Source organism: Coprobacter secundus subsp. similis (assembly GCF_015097275.1).
Classification (GTDB): Bacteria; Bacteroidota; Bacteroidia; order Bacteroidales; family Coprobacteraceae; genus Coprobacter; species Coprobacter secundus.
Genome location: NZ_AP023322.1, coordinates 3398715 through 3419509 on the forward strand (window position 1 = coordinate 3398715; position 20795 = coordinate 3419509).

At 39.3% G+C, this 20795-nt stretch carries 10 protein-coding genes; all 10 read left to right on the top strand.

All coding sequences use genetic code 11. From position 1 onward, the window contains the following. Positions 1-293 precede the first annotated feature (293 nt). The 10 genes from Cop2CBH44_RS13605 (at position 294) to Cop2CBH44_RS13650 (ending at position 20790) form a co-directional block, all read left to right on the top strand. Positions 294-2471, top strand: coding sequence for a GH92 family glycosyl hydrolase (locus tag Cop2CBH44_RS13605; RefSeq protein ID WP_200755019.1), 2178 nt, complete (start codon positions 294-296; stop codon positions 2469-2471). 40 nt (positions 2472-2511) lie between these two features. After that, entirely contained in the window at positions 2512-4755 is a 2244-nt protein-coding gene (locus Cop2CBH44_RS13610; protein WP_200755020.1) for a GH92 family glycosyl hydrolase, read from the top strand. A gap of 77 nt (positions 4756-4832) precedes the next feature. Beyond that, positions 4833-6716, top strand: coding sequence for a T9SS type A sorting domain-containing protein (locus Cop2CBH44_RS13615; RefSeq protein ID WP_200755021.1), 1884 nt, complete (start codon positions 4833-4835; stop codon positions 6714-6716). Positions 6717-6802: 86 nt separating this feature from the next. After that, positions 6803-8167 (top strand): MGH1-like glycoside hydrolase domain-containing protein, encoded by a 1365-nt coding sequence (locus Cop2CBH44_RS13620; protein WP_200755022.1) that lies wholly within the window; start codon positions 6803-6805, stop codon positions 8165-8167. 30 nt (positions 8168-8197) lie between these two features. Next, positions 8198-10180: a glycosyl hydrolase family 28 protein gene (locus Cop2CBH44_RS13625; RefSeq protein WP_246469126.1), complete on the top strand. Its 1983-nt coding sequence runs from the start codon at positions 8198-8200 to the stop codon at positions 10178-10180. A 153-nt stretch (positions 10181-10333) separates the two neighbouring features. Continuing rightward, a complete protein-coding gene (locus Cop2CBH44_RS13630; protein WP_246469127.1) occupies positions 10334-11743 on the top strand; it encodes a sialate O-acetylesterase in 1410 nt (469 codons plus the stop codon). A gap of 39 nt (positions 11744-11782) precedes the next feature. After that, positions 11783-13990 (top strand): alpha-galactosidase, encoded by a 2208-nt coding sequence (locus Cop2CBH44_RS13635; protein ID WP_200755023.1) that lies wholly within the window; start codon positions 11783-11785, stop codon positions 13988-13990. 8 nt (positions 13991-13998) lie between these two features. Then, positions 13999-15948, top strand: coding sequence for a sialate O-acetylesterase (locus tag Cop2CBH44_RS13640; RefSeq protein ID WP_200755024.1), 1950 nt, complete (start codon positions 13999-14001; stop codon positions 15946-15948). A gap of 39 nt (positions 15949-15987) precedes the next feature. Continuing rightward, complete coding sequence (locus tag Cop2CBH44_RS13645; RefSeq protein WP_200755025.1) at positions 15988-17517, top strand: glycoside hydrolase family 28 protein; 1530 nt, start codon at positions 15988-15990, stop codon at positions 17515-17517. Between the two features lie 69 nt (positions 17518-17586). Then, positions 17587-20790, top strand: a complete 3204-nt coding sequence (locus Cop2CBH44_RS13650) for a SusC/RagA family TonB-linked outer membrane protein (protein WP_200755026.1) — start codon at positions 17587-17589, stop codon at positions 20788-20790. Positions 20791-20795 lie beyond the last annotated feature (5 nt).

The window sequence follows — 20795 nt, forward strand, 5'->3', positions numbered from 1 at the left end:
ATTAGAATGTAGGTTTTATAGCGGTTACGAGTCTAAATTAATAATAAATTAAGGTTTGGTTAAGAAAATAATCTTGTATTTTGTTTGACTTTTTTTATTATATAATATGCATATATTCAATATGTTATAAAAAAGTATTGAACAAAATCATTTGATTAAGGTTTGGTTAATGTTCTGTTAGGCTCTTATACATAGATTTGCGTCACATTCTGTTAGAGGAGGGGGTAAATGTGATTTCCCGAGTCTGTGTAAATAACCAATTTTAATCTAAAAATATCTTAAGTCTTAGGTCAATGAAAGGAATTATACCTTTTTTATTTAGTATTGTAGTGCTAGTATCATGTTCTGGTAATAAGCGAGTTTCTTCAGGAGTGGGACAATATGTAGATCCTTTTATAGGTACTACCTATACAGGGCATACTTTCCCTGGGGCTGTCTATCCGTTGGGAATGGTGCAGCCTGGTCCACAAACGGGTTGTATTGGTTGGGATTATTGTGCAGGGTATCGTTATGAAGATACGCTGATATGGGGATTCTCACAGAATCGTTTGAATGGAACAGGAGTACCGGATATGGGAGATATATTGATTATGCCATTTTCCGGGGAGGTGGCAAAAGATTTTAAGAGCTCTTATTTGAAAGATTCAGAAGTAGCAACTCCGGGATATTATACTGTAGATTTGATAGATAATTCGGTAAAGGTAGAGTTGACAGCTACACCGCATGTTGCTATGCATCGTTATCAATTTGAAAAGAAAAATCCGGCTCTTTATATTAATTTTCAAAACGGTTCAGTAGGGAGTCAGCAAAGTTATGACAATAGGGTAATTCGTGCTGATGTACAGATTGAAGATGAATATACTATAACCGGTTATCTGAGAGTAAAAGCATGGGTCGAACGAGATATTTTTTATGTAATCAAGTTTGATAAGCCGATTATTGCTTCTGAGGATGTTGAAGATGGCAGAGCCGACAAAGGTCCTAGAAAATTGATTCGATTTGCAGATGAAAAGGAAGTACAAGTGAAAGTGGCGTTTTCGATGGTCAGTGTTGAGGGAGCTAAAAAGAATTTAGATTCAGAAGTAAAACATTGGGATTTTGATGTTGTAAAGAAAAATACGGAAAATAAGTGGGAAGAGTATTTGTCAAGAATCGAAATAGAGGGGAATGATGAGCAAAAGACTAATTTTTATACTGCATTGTATCATATGTTGATACAACCTAATAATATTGCTGATATAGACGGGCAGTATAGAGGGGTGCTGGATTCTGTGGCTCAGTCTCCTTTCGGAGCATATTATTCGACACTTTCTTTGTGGGATACTTATCGTGCAGCTCATCCTATGTATACAATTGTTACCCCTGAACTTGTCCCTAATATGGTGAATTCGATGTTATTGCATGCAGAGAGCCAAGGATATTTACCGGTCTGGACTCTATGGGGAAAAGAGACGCATTGTATGATTGGTAATCATGCTGTTCCTGTCATAGTAGAGGCTTGTTTGAAAGGGTTTCCGGGCATTGACCAAGAACGTGCATATAATTTGATTAAAAAATCGTTGACAACTTCTCATTTTCATTATAAAGCAGACGTTTATGAAAAGTATGGGTATTTCCCTTTCGATATTGTTACCAAGGAATCGGTATCTCTGACGCTGGAATGTGCTTATGATGATTATTGTGCAGCTCAGTTGGCTAAAAAACTTGGCAAGGATGACGATTATGCATTTTTTATGAAACGGGCAGGTTATTATAAAAATGTGTTCGATAAAGAGACCGGATTGATGCGGGGAAAGGATTCTAAAGGTCAATGGCGCACTCCCTTTGATGTGTTCCATTTATCTCATGCCAGTACTGTAGGCGGTGATTATACAGAGGGTAATTCTTGGCAATACACCTGGCATGTACAACAAGATATTGAAGGTTTGACAGAATTGATGGGTGGCACTGAAAAAATGATAACAAAATTGGATTCTCTGTTTGTCATTGAGCAGGTTGTAGACCAGACAGGATTTGTAGGAGATGTTACGGGGCTGATTGGTCAGTATGCACATGGAAATGAACCCAGTCATCATGTGGTATATATGTATACTCTTTTAGGAAAAAATAGCCGTACAGCGGAGTTGGTTCGTGAAATTTTTGACCGTTTCTATCTGTCTAAGCCGGATGGTTTGTGTGGAAATGATGATTGTGGACAGATGTCTGCGTGGTATATGTTTAGTGCTTTGGGCTTTTATCCGGTCGATCCTGTCAGTTTAAAGTATGTTATAGGAGCCCCTCAAATCCCTCAAGCAAAAGTGAAATTGCAGAATGGAAAAGTTTTTACGATGATTGCGCACAACCTCTCTAAAGAGAATAAATATGTAAAGACCGTAAAAATAAATGGGCAGGAAGTAAAGGATTATATAATTACTTATGATGATATTATGCAAGGAGGAACATTAGAGTTCGAGATGTCTGATATGCATTAAAATTGATGATTAAGGGATACTTGGTTGCATTATCTAAGAGATGAAAAACAAGAGATTCATATTGAGTGTTATTCTGGTCGCAGCAATATTTATATTGGGTTTGTTGGGAGGATGTTCTGCTGTAAAGGAGAAAGAGCCGGTTGATTATGTCAACCCCTATATGGGCAATATAAGTCACTTATTGGTACCTACCTATCCTACCGTTCATTTGCCGAATGGAATGATGCGTATTCATCCTCTACGTAAAGATTATACGGGCAATAAAGTTAAGGGTCTTCCTGTATTTCTTACAGGACATCGGGCAAATCATGCATTTAGTATGAGTCCATCTCAAGGTGAAAGCAGTCTGAGCCAGCCGGTAATCAATTACGATTATGATAATGAGAAGATAACACCTTATTCATATCGGGCATATTTAGATAATGTTTCGACAGATATATATTATGTCCCTTCCTATCAATCGGCAATGTATAAGTTCGAATACGAGGGGGAGGGGACACCGTGCTTGATTATTAGTTCAGAAAAGGGTGAAGTAGCAGTACAGAATAATTCAGTAAGTGCATGGCAACCTATTTCTGACAGTATAGGAAAAGTCTATTTGTATCTTGAGACAGATTGTGCACCGGTAGATAATACAGTGAAAGAATTTGGTGATTATCGAAGTCTGATTATGCAGTTTAAGACAAGTGACCGGGAGATAAAAGTACGGTATGGGATATCTTTGATAAGTGTTGAACAGGCAAAAAGAAATTTGAGGCGGGAAATAGTGAATTACGATATCGACAGTCTCGCAGTAAGTGGAAGGGATGCTTGGAATGAAGTATTGGGAAAGATAGAGGTGAAAGGCTCATCAGAAGAAGATAAAGCCGTTTTTTATACATCACTATATAGGGTTTATGAGCGGCCGGTCAATATATCGGAAGATGGGAAATATTTCAGTGGATTTGATGGGCAAGTGCATGAGGATAATGGCATTCCGTTTTATACAGATGATTGGATTTGGGATACTTATCGGGCAACACATCCGTTGCGCGTGATTATTGACTCCAAAAAAGAAATCGATATTGTCAATTCATTGGTGCGAATGGCTGAACAAAATGATGATGCTATGCCTACTTTCCCTGATTTTACAGGTGACACACATCGTATGAATGGTAATCATGGAATTGCAGTAGTCTTGGATTGTTATGAAAAAGGATTGCGCAATTTTGATTTGGGTAAGGCTTATGAAGTCTGTAAAAATGCAATTACAGAGAAAACGTTGGCTCCATGGTCCGATAAAAAAGTGGGGAATCTGGATAAATTTTTTGAAGAGAACGGTTATTTCCCGGCATTAGATAATGGAGAGGAAGAAACTGTTCCGGAAGTTCATGGTTTTGAAAGACGTCAGCCTGTAGCTGTTACTTTGGGAACGGTCTATGATGAATGGTGTTTGGGAAACTTGGCTCGTCATATAGGAAATGATAAAGATGCTGCTTATTTTTTAGACCGGAGTTACAATTATAGGAAAGTGTTTCATCCGAATACGAAATTTTTCCATCCTAAAAACAGTAATGGTGATTTTATCGAACCGTTTGATTATCGATATTCAGGAGGTTTGGGCGCTCGAGATGCTTATTGTGAAAATAACGGGTGGGTATATCGTTGGGATGTTCCTCATAATATAAACGACCTGATAATGATGATGGGAGGACGTGAATCGTTTATCGGAGAGTTGGAAAAGATGTATGATACTCCATTAGGCAAGGCCAAATATAAGTTTTATACGGAATTGCCTGACCATACGGGGAATGTAGGTATGTTCTCTATGGGGAATGAACCCGCGTTTCATATTCCGTATCTGTATAATTATGCCGGTGAGCCTTGGCGTACACAAAAGAGAATCCGTTCACTTTTGACACAATGGTTCAGGGATGATTTGATGGGTATGCCGGGAGATGAAGATGGTGGCGGTATGTCTGCTTTTGTCGTTTTTTCTCAATTAGGATTTTATCCGGTGACACCTGGTCTACCGATTTATGTGATAGGGAGTCCCGTATTTAAGGAAGCAGTGTTACATGTAGACAATAATAAAGTTTTTAGAATAATATGTCGCAATTATGCGCCTGAGAATAAATATATTCAGTCTGTGCGGTTGAATGGGAAAGAGTGGAATAAGTCCTGGTTCCATCACGATGATTTGACACAGGGAGGAGAACTTGAGTTTGTAATGGGTGAGCGACCCAATAAGCATTGGGCTTCAGCAGTGGATGCAATTCCACCCTCATTCGAGATAAAAAATTAGAGAAATCAAATACCAGAAAAAGGATTTATTAAATATATCCGTAATTAAATTAAGTAACACATTAAAATTTTAGTTTTATGAAAAAACTGTTTTACCCGCTAGCATTAGCACTGTGTTTACAGCCGAGTTTATGGGCTCAGGACACTTTTTATGTAAGTGGTATGAATGGGAGTGATGAGAATCCCGGTACCGAAGAGTCTCCTTGGTATTCATTGAATGCCGAAAAATGGACAGAAGGTTGTACTATTGTTGTATTGGATGAAGTTTATCTTGACCCGGTAATTGGAATTGGTGAAGGACAAGAGGAAGTGAAAGTAAAGGAAGTTACTATCAAAGGTGGTGCTCCGGAGGCTGCTATCATAGGCTTGAATGATGAAGAGTTTGAATCTGGAGAACTCAATTATTCAAGTTTCTTCGATGTGAAAAGAGGAAAGTTGACATTGCAGGATATTACGTTGAAGAATTTGCGTCGGGAGGAAGGTACTACAGCAGGAGGTATGATTTTTGTAGACTCGTATTCTGAGCTGCATACCGAAAATGTGATTTTTAGAAATGCTGTTTCAGAGCAAGGGATAAATGTCCGTGGTGGTGCTATCTGTTGTGAAGGCAAAATATATGCTAAGAATACCACATTCGATGGCTGTAAAGCATTCCAGGGTGGTGCTATTTGCTTAAGAGAGACAGAGCAACCTATTGTTGGTCATTTCGAAAACTGTGTCTTCAGCAACAATGAATCGGCGGATGGCGCTGCTGATAAAGGTGCCGGTGCTGGTGGTGGTGCTTTTTATATCGACGGTTATGAGATGGATATAAAATTTGACAAGTGCTATTTCGAATCTAATAAAGCGTTGAATACAGCGAGGAATGCGACTGGTGGTGCCGTTTGGTTGAGGAGCAATGGTACGGCAGATATTCCTTGTGCTACCAATGTATTGTTTACTCATTGTACAATAGCCAATAGCTATTCTCAAGGAGCCAGTGGTCTCTTACATTGGGCACGTCCCGACCAAGGTGAAATTAACTTGAAGTTTATCAATAATGTATTGTATAAAAATCGTACAGCAGGTCCGCAAGCTAATCTTATTACCGGTCAAAAAAGTGCTCCTACACCGAATGTGTCGGGTAGCTTTGTATTTGTAAACAATACTTCTTTATTGAATAATACCTATGTCGATGGTGTAGAGCAGGTAGACCAGAACGCAGTTAATATGTCTGACTTTGGAGGAGATTTCGACATGATACTTGTCAATAATCTTATGTTGGAGACGGTAAGTATACCGGATCCGGTGAACGAAGGAAAAACCGTTACATATAGTTGGGGCTGGTCTGTTAGAGAGAAAGATGCACGTTGTACCGGTGAATACATTATTAGGAACAATGTATATGATGGTGTAGGTGGATCGTATGATGCGACTTGGGGTGAAGGTTTCTTGTGGAATTTCCTGGATGAAGCTACAGCTACCGCTAATTACAATAAGAGTGTTCGTGGTAAGACCCTTGAGCAGAAATACTTGCAATTGGGTATTGGTGAAGACTTGACGGTTCCTGCCGAAGGTGTCCCTTATATTGCTATTAGTGATGGTGAAGGTTATGCTGTTGATGGCGGTGTAGAATCATTGATATATAATGGTGAAGAACTTATACCGCAAACCGATATTCGAGGGGTGGCAAAGACCGGATACTCCAGAGATTTAGGAGCTTTTGAGTTTAATGGTGATGCTTCTTCTATATCTTTAGAAAAAGTATTGTCTCAAGTACGGGTTTATCCGAATCCGGTAGCTGATGTTTTGTATTTCACAGAAGAAGTTGCTTCGGCTGAGATTTATACAACATTCGGTGCATGTGTTTCTGCTGTCTCTAATGTCAAATCCGTAAATGTTCAGAATTTGGCAAAAGGTATTTATGTCGTAAAAATAGAGACAAAAGACGGTAAAATATATTCAGAAAAAATACAAAAATAAATTGTAAAAATAGAGGGAATGCTGTGGAAAACGGCATTCTCTCTATTATAAAAATGTAATTTGATAGGATATAAGCTTGTTCTATTATGGATAAGTCTCAGAGAATAAATTATTTGTTCTTGATTATTGTGGTGCTGTTTATTATCTCCGTTCCTGTTTTTTCTCAAAAGGAAAATATGGATTGGAAAGAGTATGCCGCTATGATAAAAAGGAATATATATGGTAATTATAAGGGAATGTTCCGAGAAGAAGGAGGTTCACTGAAGTACCCTTTTATAACTCCGGGAAGCACTCAGTATGTTGATGTTCTTTGGGATTGGGATTCATGGTTGACAAATGTTGCTTTACGCCAGATATTGGCGGATATGGGAAATGAAAAAGCGTCGAAAGATGCGATAAAATATGAACAGGGTTGTGTCCTGAATTTTCTTGAATTCGGAGGTATGGACGGTTGGATACCGATAAATGTAAAACGGGACGCTGTAAGAGATAAGATACGTCCGAAAGATATTTATAGGACCAATATGCATAAACCTTGTTTGGCCCAGCATGCCGCATTTTTGACGGAGCTGAATGGCGGTGGTGCAGAATGGATCAGGGAAAAATTTTACTTTCTCCAGACATTTGTAAATAATTATGTGAATCACCACCGGGACAGGGCTACGGGACTCTATTATTGGCAGAACGATGCAGCGATAGGGGTCGATAATGACCCTTGTACCTATTATCGTCCTGAACGCAGTTCCGCATCTATATTGTTGAATTGCTTGATGTATAAAGAATTGGAGGCTATGTCGTATTTGTGCGAAAGGTTGAATCTATCGGAAACGGCACCTCAGTATAAGAAAAATGCATCGGAGCTTAAGACGGCTATACAAGAACATTGTTGGGATGAGAGAGACGGTTTCTTTTATAGTGTAGACCTTAATTTATTACCGGTAAAACAACCGGATACATTTGAGAGGCACAGTGGTATGCCTCGTGATTGGGACTGCCTGATTATGAGAATAGGAGTGTGGTCCGGTTTTTTGCCCATGTGGTCCGGTATTGCGACATCGGAACAGTCGGAACGGATGGTCAAAGAACATTTTGAGAATGAGAAGACATTTAATGCCCCATACGGTATCCGTACGCTTTCGAAAATGGAAAAGATGTATAATCTGAAAGCTTCCGGTAATCCGTCGTCGTGGTTAGGCCCGATTTGGGGTATTTCCAATTATATGGTTTGGAGAGGGTTGGTCAAATACGGTTATGAACGAGAAGCGCATGAGTTGGCCGTGAAGACCGTAAAACTGTTTGGAAAGGATATAAAGCGTTTTGGTACGTTACATGAGTATTATCAACCGGAAAATGGCGAACCTATTCTTAATCCGGGATTCCAAAACTGGAATTATCTGGTGATGAATATGTTGGCGTGGTTAGAAAACAGACCTTTTATAGAGGAATTTTGATGGGAATAGAAGATGTTAATAAAATTATATATGATGACAATGAGAAACAATACGAAATTTTTAGTCTTATTTATCTTTCTTTTGGGAATATTCGGTGGTCTTCGTGCTGAGGAAACAATGGGTGATTTGAGGGCTATCTTGGATGCTCAAAAAGGGAATGATTGTGTTATAGATATACCCAAAGGCACGTACGTACTTGATTTGAAAGATGGGAAAGGGCCTTATGTTTTTAGTTATAGAAAGAATGTAAAGATAAAAGGGAATGGTTCTACCATCATTTGTAATTTTCAGAACCAGGCATTCAGTTTTGACCATTGTGAAAATATGACCTTTTCTGATTTGACAATCGATTATGATCCGGTCTGCTCTACTCAGGGGACGATACTTTCTATGTCTGCTGATGCGAAAACATTGCAAGTGGAGATTCATGAAGGATACCCTATGATAAATCCGGAAACAGAGCAGGACAGAGTACATATTTTTGATAAAGATACCCGGGAATTGGTGTGGGATTTTTATACTAACCAGATAACCGACCCTATAAAATTTTTAGATGGTCGCAAGATTGAGATAAATTTGGCTATGCCGAAACCCCGTGTTTATGAAGTAGGAGATTATATTGTTTTCAATAATATTCCCAAGGGATATAAGGGACATTGTATGATTTTGAATTATTGCAAAAATATGACCATGTCCAATGTCACGATGTATGATTCTCCGCAATTCCATTTTGCAGAACATTATTGTGAGAATACGCATTACTATCGTTGTGTAATCGACAGGAGAAAGAACGATCCGAGATTTCCCATTGACAGATTGCGTCCGGGAATTGCCGATGGTATCCATAGCAAGCATGCGACGATAGGACCGACTATAGAGGAATGTACCATTTTGTATACCAATGATGACCCGATAGCGATAAATGGTAATTTTTATCCGGTTTCCTCAGTTGATGCCGATTATAAGCAATTGTATGTTTTGACTCGGGATGGTTCTCTGGGTGATTTTATGTTGAAGCAGAATGAGAATCTAGTAGTAGTGTCGAATAACGGAGTTAGACGAGGTGAAGCCAAAGCTAACAGAGTGAGATTTTCAACACCTCCTACCTCTGCTGAGGTCAAGAAATGTCTTTCTTATTTTAGGGACATTAAGGATACCCGTTATATAAATAAGGCTGTGATTCAATTTTCGGATGAAGAGTGGGAGAAAGTAAAAACTGTAGCTCCGGGTGATGTTCTGTATTCTACAGACAGACTTGGATCTGGATTCAAGGTCATAAATTGTACAATCGGACATGTTCCGGGAAGGGGTATTTTGATCAAATCTGTGAACGGTAAAATACAGAACAATAGGATTACAAATACCGGAGCCGGTGCTATTATTATAGGACCGGAGTTTAACTGGATGGAGGCCGGATTATCTGAAAATCTGGAGATTAGCGGAAATTACATTGAGACATGTATGTGGCGGCAAAATTTGAAACGCTCCCAATGTGCTGCCATTTCTGTTGTTTTGGAGGCTTCGAACGGAGATTTGGGACGTGCCGGGGGACTTAGAAATATTATCATACATCGCAATACGATAAAGGATTGTCCGATGCCATGCGTATTCCTGAATGGGATAGACGGAGGATACTTTTACAAGAATACGATAGAACCGGCAACTTGGATGCGGGATCATGGACAGAACTTTTTGATACCGAATACCAAGCCGTATGTAACGAAATATGTTAGCAATATTATTACCGATGAAGACCCTTTGACAAGTATAGATGAGGTAAAAAGCACTGGAGAGCAGGAAATCCTTATAGATGCATCGGGGCGTGTAAGTCTCAAAGGCCATCAGGGGGAACCGGTAAAGATGAGAATATTCGATATGGTAGGGAAACAGATATCGGAAGATGATTTCACCGAGCTTTCTACTGTCTCTTTGAATGAGCTTGGACAGGGAATATACATTATTCATTTGATATGTAATAATAGAAATTTCTCTAAAAAATATTCGGTATTTTGAAATATCTAAAATCATAAAATTTGATATCCTGAAAATTTTAAATCCATGAAAGTGTGTTTTAAGGTAGATAGAATTTTTTTTCTTCTCTTTTTTAGTTTTTCGCTTATAGACTTACAGGCAGAAGTTCTTCTGCCGAGTCTTATAAGTGATAATATGGTATTGAAACAGAAATCTAAAGTGGCATTGTGGGGATGGGATACTCCGGGGACAAATGTGCAGGTTGAGACTGGTTGGAATGGTAAAGTGTATAACGCAGTAGCCGGTGCAGATGGCAAATGGAGTTTAAATGTTTCTACTCCGAAGGCCGGTGGTCCGTTTCAGATTTGGATAGACGGTACCAATCGGGTCACATTGGATAATGTTATGGTTGGGGAAGTTTGGTTTACTAGTGGCCAGTCAAATATGGGGTGGTCAGTAGCTGAGGAAAAAAACTCGGAGAATGTATTGAAAAATGCCAAACATGATAATATCAGGCTTTTTCACGTTCCCCGTCAAGTTTCTGACCGGAAAGAGATGAAATTAAGGAAACAGGCTTCATGGAAAAGTTGTGATGCAAAGTCTGTGAAACATTTTTCGGCCATGAGCTATTATTTTGCGGTGCTTTTGCAGGAAAAATTGAATGTGCCGGTAGGGATTATTTCCGCCTCATGGGCAGGTACAGGTATTGAGTCTTGGCTTTCTTACGATTTGCAAGAGTCAGACAGTAAGTTAAGGAAGTCGATAGAAAGATGGAATGCGTGGGAAAGAGCCTATAGTAAGGATAGTGCCATGTATGCAGAAAAAATGCTGGTATGGCAAAAAGATACGGCAAGAGGCATTGTCAATAAACCGGTAAAGAAACCCAAAAGTGTTCACATGCTCGAGCGTCCCCATTGTAAGCCCGGGGCTTTGTATAATGGTATGGTATATCCTTGTATGCCATATACAATATCCGGTCTTATTTGGTATCAGGGAGAAAATAGTGTAGAATGGGCAGATGAATACGAATATCAGTTACAGAATTTTATCGATAGTTGGAGGAATGGATTTCGTTCGGATTTCCCGGTTCTGATCGGTCAATTGACCAATTTCAATTATCCATCGGCTGAGAGGGCTGCTATTGTGAGAGATGCCCAGTTGAAAGCTGGAGAGAAGGATAATACCTATGTTATCTGTACGATAGAAATTGGTAATCCTGATGATGTGCATCCGAACAATAAGGTGCCTTTCGGCGAACGGTTTGCCGATGCTGCGTTGAATAAGGTATATGGAAAAGCGGGTTTGGCAGATTATCCCATAGCAGAGGGCGCGGTAAAAAAAGGAGCTGAAGTTGTTGTGAAGTTTAAATACGCAAAAGGGTTATGGGTAAAAGGAGATACATTGAATGATGTTTCTGTTTATGATGCAAACGGCCATAAAATGGATGTGAAGACTCGTATCGAGAGGAATAGGTTGATTATATATGGTGATAATGTCCGGAATGCGGTGAAAGTAAGTTATGCTGTCGATAATGATGTGAAGGCAAACTTGTATAATGGTGATAATCTCCCGGCATTTCCTTTTACATTATCGATAAAGCAATAAGGGATATAAATATAAGTGAAGAATAAATATAATGTTGGTATGAGAAAATTTATAACAGTTATTTTTTTATTATTGGTTTCGATAGGGATAAAATTATATGCGTCACCTGTAAAAATTATACCGGTAGAAACTACTGGGCTGAGTATGGTTTTTACAGTTTCAGAAAATAAAAAAGTTATTTTTCAATATTTTGGAGATAAGATATCATCAGATAGCCAGACAATATTTCTGAATAGGAAATATAAACCGAGACGGGACGGGCGTTCTTTAGCCCCGGAAGTATTTCCTGCTGCAGGAGACTTTTTAGATCCGGCTTTACAGTTGACACATTCTGACGGGGTAATAACGACTGACCTGTACTATGTCGGACATGATATAAAAGATATTGATGCCAACGTTGTTGAGACGAAAATTTGTTTAAAGGACAAATTATATCCTCTTTTTGTAAATGTAATATTTAAAGCATATAAGAAAGAAAATGTTATTACTCAATATATTGAGTTGGAAAACAAGGAGAAAGATGATATAAGAATAGAAAAAATTGCATCGGCTTATATCCCTTTACATAAGAAAGCGTATTATTTGACTCATTTTCATGGAGGTTGGGGTGCAGAGATGAAGATGAAGGAAGAACGATTGACTCCGGGAGTAAAGAGTATAGAAGCGAGAACCGGAATTTTGACAACGGAATCGGTTAATCCTTCCTTTATGCTTTCATCGGATGCTCCGGCACAAGAAAATTCGGGTGAGACTTATGCCGGTTCTTTGGCTTGGTCAGGAAACTACAAACTGACTTTTGAGATAGACAAGTATGGTATGCTGCATATTCTGGGAGGAATCAATCCTTATGCTTCATCCTTGTCGATAGAGCCGGGTGAGAAGTTTAAGACTCCGGAAATGGTATGGACTTACAGTTCGTGCGGGAGAGGACAAGTATCGAGAAACTATCATGATTGGTGCCGTCGTTATGCATTGGCTCATGGAGATCAGATACGCCCTGTCGTATTGAATAGTTGGGAAGGTACTTACTTCAAATTTGATGAGAAGAAGGTAAAAGATATGATTGACGATGCCGCGGATTTCGGAATCGAGATGTTTGTTCTTGACGATGGTTGGTTTGGAAATAAATATCCTCGTGATGATGACCGTTTTGGATTGGGCGATTGGCAGCCGAATAAGAAAAAACTTCCTCATGGAATAGGTTATTTGGCTGATTATGCACATAAAAAAGGTTTGAAGTTTGGCATTTGGGTAGAACTGGAGATGGTGAATCCCAAAAGTGAATTGGCTGAGAAACATCCGGAATGGGTTGTAAAAAGTGGGGACAGAGATATTTTATTGGTAAGGGACCAATGGGTATTGGATTTGACTAATCCGGAGGTTCAAGATTTTATTGTAGAGACATTTGGTGAAATATTATCCAGTTCACCGAATATCACTTATGTGAAATGGGATTCGAATCGGTTTATTAATAATCCCGGTTCCGAGTATTTACCGGCTGACAAGCAATCTCATTTTTGGGTAGACTATATCAATGGGCTGTATTCTGTCTATGAGAGAGTGCGGGCAAAATATCCGCATATAACCATACAGCTATGTTCGTCGGGAGGTGGTCGTTTGGACTTTGGTGCTTTGAAATATCATGATGAAGTCTGGGCCAGTGATAATACCAATCCGCTAAGCCGGATATTCATACAATATGGAACGAATATGTTTTTCCCGGCCATTGCTACTGGGGCACATGTCTCGATAAGCCCGAATCATCAGACGAAAATGAATGCGTCTCTGAAATATAGGTTCGATGTAGCTATGGCAGGTCGTTTGGGTATGGAATTGCAGCCTAAAGATTTGCAAGGGGAAGAACGTGTCTTTGCCAAAAATGCGATAGAGACATACAAGAAGATTCGTCCTGTGGTTCAGTTCGGTGATTTATACAGGCTCGTATCTCCTTATGATGAGGGAGGGTGGGCAGCCAACATGTATGTTGCCAAAGATAAAAAATCAGCAGTGGTTTTAGCGTATAGTTTTGAATTTCATGGTCGGGATAGATTTTTGGAATTTAGACTGAATGGTTTGGATAAAAATAGAAAGTACAAACTGACCGAATTGAATACGACAGGTAAAAAACGCTCGTTCTGGGGAGATAATATGGTCTTTACGGGAGAAGAGCTTATGAAGATGGGAATAAATATAAATGATAGTTCCATGTTCGATAGTTTTGCCTTTTTGCTTACAGCAGTTGATTGATCAGATTTATGATAAAGAGATTGGTAATAGTAGTTTTGGGGCTGGTATGTATTTTCCAATTATCTGCAGAAATTAAACTTTCTGGGATTTTTGGAGATAATATGGTTATCCAGCGAGATGCTCCGGTGATGATTTGGGGATGGGGAGACAAAGGTGAATCGGTGACAGTCCATTTCAATGGGCAGCATCGGAAAACGAGAGTGACGAAGAATGGCCGCTGGGAATTGGAATTGGAAAAAATGTCTTTTGGAGGGCCTTATGACATGACGATTGTCGGGCGTGAAAATACAATTCGGATAGGAAATATTCTAATCGGAGATATTTGGTTTTGCAGTGGACAGTCGAATATGGAGTTTCAAGTGAAAGAGGCGTATAATGCTTCCGGAGAGATAGAGGCGGCTGATTATTCCATGATACGTTCTTTGAATGTACCGCGTACGATAAATGCTTTGCCTCAAGATGATGTCAAAGGTCGATGGGAGGTTTGTTCACCTTCTTCGGTGGGAAATTTCACGGCTGTCGGATATTTTTATGCTCGAGAGCTTTATAAAAAATTACAGATTCCTATCGGTATTATACATTCCTCATGGGGAGCAACAGGGGTGAGAACCTGGACAAGCAGGTCGGCTTTCGATACTTTGCCCCAGTACATGAAAGCCGATTATGACCAATTGGCTTTGACAGATTATAATCGGTTTCAAGAGCTCAATACTGAAAAACGTAACCAATTTGAAATAGCGCTGAAAAATGATAAAGGGATGGCTGAGAGATGGTATCTCCCATCGACAGATATTACTTCATGGGGCGAAATGAGAGTCCCTTGCGCTTGGGTATCGACCGAGTTGGGACGTTCGGTAGGTAATGTTTGGTATGGTTATAAAATACAGCTTTCCGAAAGGGCGGCCGATAAACCTGCGATATTGTCGTTGGGAATTATTGATGATGGAGATATGGTTTGGGTAAATGGCGTAAAAGTAGGAGAAGGACACGGTATTGACAAAAGGCGTATTTATGATATCCCTGAAAAATTATTGATAAATGGGGAGAATACGATAACCGTCCGGGTAAATAACTCTTCTTATACAGGAGGTTTTATTGCCGAGCCCGAAGATTATTATCTTGAGATAAAAGCCAAAGGAAAACTTCGCTATCCTTTGGCAGGGAAATGGAAGTATAGGAAATCTGCAGCGAGTGTAGATTTCGGTTATGTGGAAATTGGACCTAATATAGCTCCGTCGTTACTGTATAATGCCATGGTACATCCTTTTATTAAATTCAAGATAAAGGGCGCAATTTGGTATCAGGGGGAACACGATACAGGAAGAGCTTATGCTTACAGGACTATGTTCCCTAACCTTATAAAGGACTGGAGACATCAGTGGGGGTATGAGTTTCCTTTTTTTTGGGTATCATTGGCCAATATGAATCCTGAAGATTCTGTTCCGAAAGACAGTCCGTGGGCTGAATTGCGTGAAGCACAGACTATGACACTTTCTCTACCTCAGACGGGACAGGCCGTAATTTATGACATAGGTGACGCTTATAATATACATCCGGTAAATAAACAGGAGGTGGGCCGGCGGTTGGCATTGGTGGCGATGAACAAAGTGTATGGAGAAAAAAATTTAGTGTGTAGTGGGCCTACATATAAATCTTTTGAAAAGAGAGGAGACAAGATAATTGTCTCCTTCAATGGCACAGAAAGCGGTTTATATACGAAAAATAATAAATATGGCTATGTTACAGGTTTTTCTATCGCTGGAGAAGATAGAAAATTTGTGTGGGCAAAGGCGTATATACAGGGAGATAAAGTAGTCGTGTTTTCAGATGAAGTAAAAGAACCGGTGGCCGTTCGTTATGCTTGGGCAAATAATCCGGGGGCCAATCTGTGTAATAAAGAAGGATTATTGGTTGTCCCTTTCCGTACGGATTCTTGGAAAGGTTGTACCGAAAAATAAGTCGTAAAAACAATAATAATAACTTAGAATAATTTGCAAATGAAGAAAGTATTACTAATGAGCCTATTGTGCTTGTGGGGAGTCGGGATGCAAGGTGCGGACACTTCAATTTTGGACTTTGGTGCCCATCAAAATTCCGTTGATAATACCAAGGCAATCCAAGCTGCGATAGACAGTTGTGCCTTGACAGGTGGAGGTACTGTACATATACCGGACGGTACTTATTTAACATCGACAATTTTTTTGAAAAGTAATGTTCATCTCTATTTGCATGGAGGGAGTATACTTAAGGGTGTTACAGACCCTAAAGCTTATCAGGGAAAGGCTGTGGTTGTAGGTGAGAACATCAGAAATGCTTCTGTTCGTGGTGAAGGCTGTATTGACGGTCAGGGAAATCACCAGAACTTCCAATTTGGAGATGATAAAGGACGCAGACCCCATGTCATCTTATTTGAGCGTTGCCAGAATGTACAAGTAAAAGATGTGTTTTTGTATAATTCTGCTTCATGGACATTGCGCTGTTCTAATTCAGATGGTATTCGTATCAACAGTATAAAGATATACTCTCATGGAAATCATAATTGCGATGGGATTGATATTAATAGTCGCAATGTGGTGATATCGGATTGTATTATCGATTGTGATGATGATGGAATATGCTTTAAGACGGATGCTCCCGGTTTCGATGTAGAGCATGTTACGGTATCAAACTGTGTCATTTCGTCTAATTGTAACGGAATAAAATTTGGTACAGGTTCCTTTAATGCTTTTCGGAATATCAGTGTCAGCAATTGTGTGATACGAAAAGCTTCGGAAAATAATATTCGCACATGGTCCAAAATGCTGAGAGGCATTTCAGCAGATACGACCGTCATTTCGGGAATAGCTCTTGAAGTAGTTGACGGAGGGATAATGGACCGGGTTGTGATCAATAATATTTCGATGCAGGATATCCAGACCCCTATATTTATCCGTTTAGGTAATCGGAGAGGAAATGGTGTATTGAAGAATGTTACTATATCCAATATTGTAGCAGAAAATGAAAGTCTTATCACTTCATCGATAACAGGGATTCCCGGACACTATGTTGAGAATGTCACTTTGAGAGATATTACATTTACTTATACCGGTGGTGCGGATGAAAAGGATGCATCTATCGTTGTTCCGGAAAAAATCAGTGAATATCCTGAAAATAGAATGTTCGGGCCGGTATTGCCTGCTTATGGATTGTATGTCAGACATGTCAAGAATCTGACTATAGAGAATATCCAATGTCGTGTACGCAAACCTGATTATCGTCCGGCATTCATTTTTGATGATGTTCATAATGCATCATTAAATAATTTCCAGGCAGATGTTTCTTTAGGGAAGAGTCCCATTATCCGTATTGATAATTCTTCTGATATTTTGTTGTCGAGATTTCGTGCGACGGATAATGTCCCTTTGTTTTTGAAAGTAAATGGTGCAGATAGCCAACGTATAGATATTAGAGATAATGATTTTGATAAAATTAAAAGAAAGGTTGAGTATGATAAGAAAGTAAAGAAATCTGAGATTTTAGGATTATAGTTTATGTTGATTGAATTTAAATAAATAGAGAGAATATATGAAAAGTGTGAACAAAAAAATCTGAAAAAAATGGAAGAACACACCAATTTTAAAATTAAATGTTTTGATGTAGGATTCTTTTTACAGAAGGTCCTGAATGTATGCCTGATATTTTTGCTCATTTCAGTGACACCTTTACGAGCGGAAATTTCAGAAACTGTATCTTCTGCACCGAAACCTCTGACAGGTAAGGTTGTTGACTCAAAAGGGGAACCTCTGATTGGTGCTTCGGTAGTTGTTAAAGGAACCACGCGAGGTACAGTGACAGATATTGATGGGAAGTTCTCGATTCAGGCGGCAGTGGGCGAAACTCTTGAGTTTACCTATTTGGGATATACTAAAGTAACTCATAAGGTAAAAGAGTTAAAACCATTGACCATTACTATGTCTGAGGATGCTCAAATGGTGGATGAAGTCGTAGTGGTCGGTTATGGTGTACAAAAGAAAGAAACCGTAACGGGAGCTATATCTTCGGTAAATACGAAAGATTTGGTACAATCCTCACAAGCGAATATCAGTAATGCGCTCGTTGGACGTTTACCGGGTCTTACAGCGGTACAAAAATCAGGGGAACCGGGTAATGACCAGTCTATCATCCGTATTCGGGGTATCGGTTCTTTTGCCGGTTCTTATGACAGTGATTTACAAAATCCGCTGGTTATGGTTGATGGTGTGGAAGTGGCAAATTATAACAATATAGACCCGAATGAAATTGAAAATGTAGCGATACTTAAAGATGCTTCAGCTACAGCAGTATATGGTGTACGTGGTGCAAACGGGGTAATCTTGATAACTACAAAACGGGGATTGGTAGAGAAACCGAAATTAAGTGTATCTACCAATTTTGCCATGAATTCGTTTACGAACTTACGTGAACCGATGGATGCTTATAACTGGGCAGTACAACTAAATAATACTCGTAAATATGATGGTTATTTGACTGGAAACTATGACCCGGTGTTCACTCCGGAGGAGATACAAAAATTCAAAGATAATTCGGACCCGATATTTTATCCGAATACCAATTGGGTAGATATGCTATTTAAGAAAATGAGTTTGCAGACTCAGCATAATATCAACTTAAGGGGAGGTACAGAAAGGGTAAAATATTTTGCCTCTTTGGGTATATTTACGCAGGGAGGTATGTACAATAATACGAATTTGGTTCCGGATTATGATGCACAGGTTCGTTATGAACGATATAATTTCCGTACGAATTTTGACTTTAAGGTAACAAAGAGACTCAATGTTACCTTGAATGTTTCTGACCAGATGGAATTTAATCATCGTCCCGATGAAGATACCGGAGTAATCCTTTCGTACGCATTCTCACATCCACCTACGTCAGGACCTGGTATAGTAGATGGTAAAGTGATCGAGAATTTGGACGGACGGTATAATTATTCCAGAAATCCGGTTACCCGTTTGATGATTAATAGTGGAGCTTTGAAAATTTATTCAAACCAATTGAATGTTTCAGTGAAGCCGACTTACGACCTTGGATTCTTAGTAAAAGGTTTGAGTGTGCATGCTATGATATCTTACCAACAATGGAATTGGCATAGAACTCGGTATTATAAAGAAGTACAGACTTATAAGGCTGTAAAAAAACCGGATGGTTCTCCCAGCTTTTTGCCGCAGGGGACACCTTCACCTTATAATCTGACCGAGTCTTTCAGTCAGAGAAGCCGCAATTATTTTGAGGCAGGTATTAATTATGCCGGACAGTTTGGTGACCATTCGGTAGGTGCATTGTTATTGTATAATCAGACCAAAGATTATAACCCGAATTTGTTATATAAGATTCCGAGTGCTTATACCGGATTGGTAGGACGTGTGACGTATTCTTATAAAAACAGATATTTGGCTGAGTTCAATGCCGGTTATAACGGAACGGAGAATTTTGCCGAGGGACATAGGTTCGGTTTTTTCCCGGCTTACTCTTTAGGCTGGGTCTTGAGTGAAGAAAGTTTCTTCCCGGAAAATAAGGCTGTAAGTTTTGTGAAAATTAGAGGCTCGTATGGAGAAGTTGGAAACGATAAGATTGGGGGGCAGCGGTTCCTATATCTGCCTACGACATATACATACAATACGTCGGATAATAACGGTAATGCTATTGCAAGTAATAATGCTTATTTCTTTGGAACATTGGGCCAAGATTATAAGAAATGGGATATGACAGCTTCTGAGGGTAAATTGGGAAATCCTGATTTGACTTGGGAAAGAGCAAAGAAGATGAATATAGGTGCCGATATTCATTTCTGGGATGGTCGGATAAAATTTACAGGAGACTTCTTTAAAGAACGGAGGGATAATATTCTGGCAAACCGGGGAAGTGTGCCTGTAATCGTGGGTGCAGACCTTCCGGCGTATAATTTGGGAAAAATGGAAAATTATGGGTTTGACGGTGAAATATCATATTATGACCATGTCGGCAAATTTAATTATTGGGTGAAAGGATTATTTACGTTCGCTCGTAATAAAATTATAGAAATGGACGAGGTGGATAGAGCCTATCCCTATATGCAACGTACCGGTAAGCCTTTTGAACAATATTTCGGACTTATCGCCGAAGGTTTTTATAATACATGGGAAGAGGTAAATGACCCGAACCGTCCTGCTTCTATGTGGAACAATAACAAGTTACAGCCGGGAGATGTGAAATATAAGGATGTGAATGGGGATGGTATTATCAATAACAATGATATGGTACCTATCGGATATACTCCTTTCCCTGAAATATCTTATGGTTTCTCATTAGGCGGTAGCTATAAGAATTTTGACTTTTCTGTTTTATTCCAAGGAGCTGCACATGCATCGAAGAAAGCATCGAAGAAATTTTATCAGGGATGGCAACAAGATGGTTCAGCCTTGGATTTCTTGAAAGATTGGAGCTGGACTCAAGAGAAGTATGAAAATGGAGAGAAAATAACATTTCCCCATGTATCTGCTGATAAGTCTCAGATGCACAACTACCAAAATTCTACTTTGTGGATACGTGATTCGAAATATTTACGCTTAAAGAATGTCGAATTGGGGTATACTTTCAGAGATGGTATATTGAGAAAGCTACGTATCGAATCGGCTCGTATATATGTGAATGGAACCAATCTTCTTACTTGGAGTGGTTTATGGAAAGGAGAAGACCCGGAAGTTCCTTCATATGATGATAATGGTTATGAACCATATCCTTTGGTAAGAACGGTTAACATGGGAATCAATATCAATTTTTAATGAAT

Coding starts and splice junctions, on each gene's coding strand:
- Cop2CBH44_RS13645 (WP_200755025.1), top strand. CDS start 15,988: ATGAAGAAAGTATTACTAATGAGCCTATTGTGCTTGTGGGGAGTCGGG.
- Cop2CBH44_RS13635 (WP_200755023.1), top strand. CDS start 11,783: ATGAGAAAATTTATAACAGTTATTTTTTTATTATTGGTTTCGATAGGG.
- Cop2CBH44_RS13605 (WP_200755019.1), top strand. CDS start 294: ATGAAAGGAATTATACCTTTTTTATTTAGTATTGTAGTGCTAGTATCA.
- Cop2CBH44_RS13650 (WP_200755026.1), top strand. CDS start 17,587: ATGGAAGAACACACCAATTTTAAAATTAAATGTTTTGATGTAGGATTC.
- Cop2CBH44_RS13630 (WP_246469127.1), top strand. CDS start 10,334: ATGGTATTGAAACAGAAATCTAAAGTGGCATTGTGGGGATGGGATACT.
- Cop2CBH44_RS13620 (WP_200755022.1), top strand. CDS start 6,803: ATGGATAAGTCTCAGAGAATAAATTATTTGTTCTTGATTATTGTGGTG.
- Cop2CBH44_RS13625 (WP_246469126.1), top strand. CDS start 8,198: ATGATGACAATGAGAAACAATACGAAATTTTTAGTCTTATTTATCTTT.
- Cop2CBH44_RS13615 (WP_200755021.1), top strand. CDS start 4,833: ATGAAAAAACTGTTTTACCCGCTAGCATTAGCACTGTGTTTACAGCCG.
- Cop2CBH44_RS13640 (WP_200755024.1), top strand. CDS start 13,999: ATGATAAAGAGATTGGTAATAGTAGTTTTGGGGCTGGTATGTATTTTC.
- Cop2CBH44_RS13610 (WP_200755020.1), top strand. CDS start 2,512: ATGAAAAACAAGAGATTCATATTGAGTGTTATTCTGGTCGCAGCAATA.